Source organism: Mesorhizobium sp. M4A.F.Ca.ET.020.02.1.1, from assembly GCF_004022645.1.
Lineage (GTDB): Bacteria > Pseudomonadota > Alphaproteobacteria > Rhizobiales > Rhizobiaceae > Mesorhizobium.
The window spans coordinates 1-4978 of record NZ_RZOI01000469.1 but is presented as its reverse complement, the minus strand read 5'-3'; the positions used below and the strand labels follow the sequence as shown (position 1 = coordinate 4978).

The following is a 4978-nucleotide window of genomic DNA, read 5'->3' as shown; positions in this document are numbered from 1 at the left end:
GCTCGACGGCGGCAGCGCCGCGCTCGGCGCCGGCCCGGCGCGGATCGCAGCCGGCGCCCCGGCCGATTTGGTGTCGCTCGACCCGAACCATCCGTCGCTCGCCGGCAAGACGGGAGACTCCATCCTCGATGCCTGGATCTTCGCCAACGGCGCCAGCGTCGACAGCGTCTGGGTGCACGGCAGGAAGCAGGTCAGCGGCGGCCAGCATGCCAGGCGCGAGCCAATCGCCGAGAGGTTCCGCGCTGTCATGACCGCGCTGTCGGCAGCCTAGCTCGTTCAACAGGCGAAACCGCGACATGAGCATGATCGAGACAATGGAAGCGGAAGGTGGCGAGGCTGTTTCGCTGCACCAGCGCATCCTGTCCGACATCAGCGAAAAGATCCTGTCCGGCGCCTGGGCGCCCGGGCACAGGATTCCGTTCGAGCACGAGCTGACAGCTGAATACAATTGCTCGCGCATGACGGTGAACAAGGCGCTGTCGCAGCTGGCCAAGGCCGGGCTGATCGAGCGCCGCCGCCGTTCCGGCAGTTTTGTCCGCCAGCCGCAGTCGCAGGCGGCGGTGCTGGAACTGCACGACATCCGGATCGAGGTCGAAGCGCTCGGCCTGCCCTATCGCTATGAAAGGATGGCTCGGCTGAAGCGGCGCAGCAGCGCCGAGGACCGGTCACTGCTGGGGCTTTCCGCCCCAGGCTTGGTGCTTTCGCTGGAATGCCTGCATTTCGCCGGCCAGCGGCCCTTCGCGCATGAGCAGCGGCTGATCAATCTCGCCGCGGTCGCGGAGGCCGGCGAGGAGGACTTTTTGGCCATCGCGCCCGGCCCCTGGCTGATCGGCCGCGTGCCGTGGAGCGAGGCCGAGCATCGCATCCGCGCCACCGCCGCGGACGACCATGTCGCCGACACGCTCGATATAGACCCCGGCGCGCCGTGCCTGGTGGTCGAGCGTCGCACCTGGAGCGCCGAGCACCCGGTGACGCATGTGCGCTTTATTTATCCGGCCGAGAGCCACACGCTGGTGGCGAGGTTTACGCCGTCGCAGCGGTAGCGCGACGTTTCCTTCTCCCCTTGTGGGGGAAGGTGGATCGGCGCGCAGCGCCGAGACGGATGAGGGGTGCGCGACGGAACGAGACGCAGAAAATCAAAACGCTCGAAGTGTCAGGTTCTTCAACGCCGCGATCCTTCCAACACCCTCATCCGGCCGCTTCGCGGCCACCTTCTCCCACAAGGGAGAAGGGAAGTCGGCGCCTCAGATCGCCGCCGTGATGATGATCTCGACCAGATATTCCGGGCCAGCCAGCTTGGCTTCGCCGGTGGCGCGGGCAGGCGTGTGGCCCTGCGGCACCCACTTATCCCACTCCGCGTTCATCTCGGCGAAGGTGCTCATGTCGGCCAGCCAGATGATGGTCTGCAGGATCTTGGTCTTGTCGGTGCCGGCCTTGGCCAGCAGCTCGTCGATGGTCTTCAGGATGTCGCGGGTCTGCGAGGCGACGTTGCCGCCGGGCTCGCCGACCTGGCCGGCCAGATAGACGGTGTTGCCGTGGATGACGATCTGGCTCATGCGCGGGCCAACATCGATGCGACGAATGCTCATGGGGCGTTCCTTCCTGTTGTCGGTTGCGCCTCTTTAGAGTTGTGGCCTCTCCCGGGCAAGGCCGGCTGGGACGAAACCAATTGAGCCAATTGTGTGGCCCTCCCCGTTGCGTACACGACGAGTTGACCGGCCGTGACCAAATTGCGTCGGGCCATCTTGTTGACTAATGTAATAACATCACATATCGACTTGAACCGCCCGAACAATGGGCTACCGCCCCAACGGACCACCGATGACCAATGCCTGCCTGACCTTTCGCGACCTGACGCTCGGCTATGGCAGCCACCCGGCGATCCATCACCTCGATGGCGTCATCCGCAAGGGGTCGCTGACGGCTGTCGTCGGCGCCAACGGCTCGGGCAAGTCGACGCTGATGAAGGGCATTGTTGGCGTGCTGAAGCCGATGGAAGGCGCGGTCACCCGCGCCCCCGGCGTGCGCACCGCCTACCTGCCGCAGCAGTCCGAACTCGACCGCTCTTTCCCAGCCCGGGTGGTCGACCTGGTTTCGCTCGGCTTGTGGCCGAAGCGCGGCCTGCTCGGCCGCTATACGAAGGAGGACCGCGAATCCGTCAGCAAGGCGCTGTTGGCGGTCGGCCTCGGCGGCTTCGAGACGCGACCGATCGACACGCTGTCCGGCGGACAGCTGCAGCGCACGCTGTTTGCGCGCGTGCTGCTGCAGGACGCCGACCTCATCCTGCTCGACGAGCCGTTCAACGCCGTCGACGCCAAGACGGTCGGCGACCTGATCCAGTTGATCAAGCGCTGGCATGGCGAGGAGCGCACGATCATGGTTGTCGTCCACGATCTCGACCTCGTGCGGCAGAATTTCCCCGAGACGCTGCTGCTTGCGCGCCAGCCGGTCGCCTGGGGCGAGACCAAGGAAACGCTGCGGCCGGAAAACCTTCTCAAGGCGCGGCGCTTCCATGAAGCATGGGAAGAGAACGCGCCCTGGTGCGAGCCCGACGACCATCATCACGACCATCACGGGCACGACCATCACGGCCCTGCCCATGCCCATGCGCATGATCACCATCATGACCACGGCTCCGGGCCGAGGGCCGCCTGATGGACTTTCTCTACGGCCTCTTCATCGCGCCCTTTGCCGATTTCGCCTTCATGCAGCGAGCGCTGTTCGGCTCGCTGCTGCTGTCGCTCGGCGCCTGTCCGGTCGGGGTCTTCCTGATGCTGCGGCGCATGAGCCTGTCGGGCGACGCCATGGCGCACGCCATCCTGCCGGGTGCGGCCGCAGGCTTCCTGCTCTACGGGCTGGAAATCCTGCCGATGACCATAGGCGGGCTGATCGCCGGCATTATCGTCGCGCTCGGCGCCGGCGCTGTCTCGCGCTTCACCGTCCAGCGCGAGGACGCTTCGATGGCGGCCTTCTATCTGATCTCGCTCGCCGTCGGCGTGCTGATGGTGTCGATCCGCGGCTCCAGTGTCGATCTCATGCATGTGCTGTTCGGCACGGTGCTGGCGCTCAACAACGAGGCTCTGACGCTGATCGGCGGTATCGTGCTGGTCACGCTGGTCGCCCTCACGATCTTCTGGCGGGCGCTGGTCGCCGAATGCCTCGACCCGCTGTTCCTGCGCTCGGTGAGCCGCATGGGCAGCCCGGTGCATTTCATCTTCCTGGGGCTGGTCGTGCTCAACCTCGTCGGCGGCTTCCAGGCGCTAGGCACGCTTTTGTCGGTCGGGCTGATGATGCTGCCGGCCGCCGCCGCCCGCTTCTGGACGGTGCGCGTCGAGCCGATGTGCGTGCTGGCGGTGCTGATCGGCTTCGCCTCCTGCACCGCCGGACTGCTGCTTTCCTACCACGCCTCGCTGCCGTCCGGCCCGGCCATCATCCTGTCGGCCGGCGTCGTCTACTTCTTCTCGATCGTGTTCGGCTCGCGCGGCGCGCTGCGCGCCCGCATCGTCCACCATCGCCACCGGACCGCCTGATCCCCCAAGCAAGGAGACCTGCCCAATGCTGAAATCCTTCCGCGCCGCCCTGGCCCTGAGCGTTATAACATTTACCGCGCTTGGCGCTTCTTCGGCCTTCGCCGCGCCGCTCAAGGTGGTGGCGAGCTTCACGGTGATTGCGGATTTCGCCAAGAATGTCGGCGGCGACCGGGTCAGCATCACCACCATCGTCGGCCCGGATGGCGACGCCCATGTCTACGAACCGAGCCCGGCCGACGCGGTGGCGATGGCTGGCGCTGATGTGGTGCTGGTCAACGGGCTGCATTTCGAAGGCTTTTTGCAGCGCCTGGTCGACGCCAGCGCCACCAAGGCCTCGATCGTTACCTTGACCAAGGGCGTCACATCCATCGACTTCAAGCCGGAATTCGCCGAGGCCGACGCGGCGGAAGGCGCCGCCACCGGCGGCGGCAAGACGGTCACCGACCCGCATGCCTTCCAGTCGATCGCCAATGCCAGGATCTATGTGAAGAATATCGCCGAGGCCTTCTGCGCCGCCGACAGCGAGGGCTGCGTCGGCTATCAGACCAATGCCGCGGCCTACACCAAGAAGCTGGATGTGCTGGAAGGCGAAGTGAAGGCGGCGATCCAGTCGATCCCCGAGGAGAAGCGCGTCGTCATCACCTCGCACGATGCCTTCGGCTATTTCGAGCACGAATATGGCCTGGCCTTCCTGGCGCCGCAGGGCATTTCCACCGACTCCGAGCCATCGGCCGCCGACGTCGCCAAGCTGGTCGAGCAAGTGAAGCAAGACAAGGCGGCTGCGATCTTCGTCGAAAACATCACCAATCCGCGGCTGATCGAGCAGATCGCCAGCGAGACCGGCATCAAGGTCGGGGGCACGCTCTATTCGGATGCGCTGTCGCAGCCCGACGGACCAGCCTCGACCTGTATCGACATGATGCACAACAACATCGCCCAGATCAAAGGCGCGATCCTCGGCAGCTGAGGTCCGCTCATCCAGCCGGATTGTGATGGTCCGGCTGGATTTTCCGCCGCGAATGTCTATCTGCAAAGACGACGCCGGCGGCGTGCGACGATACGCGATCGGCGGGAGCAGTTGCCGGCTCGCTCCGGGAGTGGCAAGACTGCCGCGCGACCAGATTGCGAGGACGACCATGGAATACCGAGAGATCAGCGACGACTATTCGGTCTCGGGCCAGATCCAGCCCAGCGATATCACCGCCATCAAGGAAGCCGGCTTCAAGAGCGTGATCTGCAACCGGCCGGACAACGAGCAGCCCGGCCAGCCTTCGGCCGAAAGCGTCCAGGCAGCGGCCCAGGCGGCCGGCCTCGCCTTCCGCTTCATCCCGGTCATCAGCGGCCAGATCACCTTCGAGAATGTCCAGGACCAGGCCGCGGCGCTCGACGAGCTCGAGGGCCCGGTCTTCGCCTACTGCCGCTCCGGCGCCCGCTGCACCAATCTCTAT

The 4978-nt window shown here is 65.6% G+C and carries 6 protein-coding genes and 1 pseudogene; 6 read left to right on the top strand and 1 reads right to left on the bottom strand.

The window, feature by feature from the left end; all coding sequences use genetic code 11:
• Both EN742_RS24355 and hutC read left to right on the top strand, forming a co-directional pair.
• Nucleotides 1-271: pseudogene (locus EN742_RS24355) on the top strand (formimidoylglutamate deiminase); the annotation flags it as partial.
• Between the two features lie 25 nt (nt 272-296).
• Nucleotides 297-1043, top strand: coding sequence for a histidine utilization repressor (gene hutC / locus EN742_RS24350; RefSeq protein ID WP_127406737.1), 747 nt, complete (start codon nt 297-299; stop codon nt 1041-1043).
• 201 nt (nt 1044-1244) lie between these two features.
• Here hutC and EN742_RS24345 read toward each other — a convergent pair whose 3' ends face one another.
• Nucleotides 1245-1589 (bottom strand): RidA family protein, encoded by a 345-nt coding sequence (locus EN742_RS24345; protein ID WP_127284608.1) that lies wholly within the window; start codon nt 1587-1589, stop codon nt 1245-1247.
• A 232-nt stretch (nt 1590-1821) separates the two neighbouring features.
• Between EN742_RS24345 and aztA the strand changes: the two genes are divergently transcribed.
• The 4 genes from aztA to EN742_RS24325 all read left to right on the top strand — a co-directional run.
• Complete coding sequence (gene aztA, locus EN742_RS24340; RefSeq protein WP_127406738.1) at nt 1822-2655, top strand: zinc ABC transporter ATP-binding protein AztA; 834 nt, start codon at nt 1822-1824, stop codon at nt 2653-2655.
• The gene (gene aztB / locus EN742_RS24335; protein ID WP_126055040.1) at nt 2655-3530 is read left to right on the top strand and encodes a zinc ABC transporter permease AztB; all 876 of its coding nucleotides are present in this window, start codon (nt 2655-2657) and stop codon (nt 3528-3530) included. The genes aztA and aztB overlap by 1 nt, the downstream gene beginning before the upstream one ends.
• A gap of 25 nt (nt 3531-3555) precedes the next feature.
• On the top strand, nt 3556-4497 hold the full coding sequence (gene aztC, locus EN742_RS24330) for a zinc ABC transporter substrate-binding protein AztC (RefSeq protein ID WP_128333370.1): 942 nt from the start codon (nt 3556-3558) through the stop codon (nt 4495-4497).
• A gap of 169 nt (nt 4498-4666) precedes the next feature.
• The coding region (locus EN742_RS24325; RefSeq protein ID WP_128333369.1) for a TIGR01244 family sulfur transferase at nt 4667-4978 on the top strand (312 nt) is incomplete at its 3' end.

Excerpts from the sequence above, each read along its gene's own strand:
- aztB (WP_126055040.1), top strand. The coding sequence starts at position 2,655 with ATGGACTTTCTCTACGGCCTCTTCATCGCGCCCTTTGCCGATTTCGCC.
- aztA (WP_127406738.1), top strand. The coding sequence starts at position 1,822 with ATGACCAATGCCTGCCTGACCTTTCGCGACCTGACGCTCGGCTATGGC.
- aztC (WP_128333370.1), top strand. The coding sequence starts at position 3,556 with ATGCTGAAATCCTTCCGCGCCGCCCTGGCCCTGAGCGTTATAACATTT.
- hutC (WP_127406737.1), top strand. The coding sequence starts at position 297 with ATGAGCATGATCGAGACAATGGAAGCGGAAGGTGGCGAGGCTGTTTCG.
- EN742_RS24345 (WP_127284608.1), bottom strand. The coding sequence starts at position 1,589 with ATGAGCATTCGTCGCATCGATGTTGGCCCGCGCATGAGCCAGATCGTC.